Origin of the sequence: Microbacterium sp. LB12 (assembly GCF_037150835.1) — a bacterium.
GTDB lineage: Bacteria > Actinomycetota > Actinomycetes > Actinomycetales > Microbacteriaceae > Microbacterium.
Map to the genome: position 1 here is coordinate 1 of NZ_JBBCPF010000062.1, position 255 is coordinate 255.

General features: G+C 64.7%; 1 pseudogene. It reads right to left on the reverse strand.

What is annotated here, in order from left to right:
* Positions 1-240: pseudogene (locus tag WFM69_RS19490) on the reverse strand (hypothetical protein); the annotation flags it as partial.
* Positions 241-255: the final 15 nt, after the last annotated feature.

A 255-nucleotide genomic window follows, 5' to 3' on the forward strand; every position in this document is an offset into this window, starting at 1 on the left:
GTTGCCGATGTCGACCTCGGCGGTGTAGTGGATGCTGGTGTGGGCCGTGTAGGTGCCGCGGTCGCGGTAGGCGTGGCTGGTCGGGGTGGTCGTGAATGTGGCTTGGCCGAGTGCGGTCCAGGTGCGGCCGCCGGTGGTTGTTGATCTGGTGGTGCCGTCGCCGTAGTCGAAGTCGTATCCGATGGGGTTGAATCGCACGTTGACGGGTCTGTCGAAGAGGTCGCCGCTTTGCGTGTGCACGGTGCTTGTTGCCAC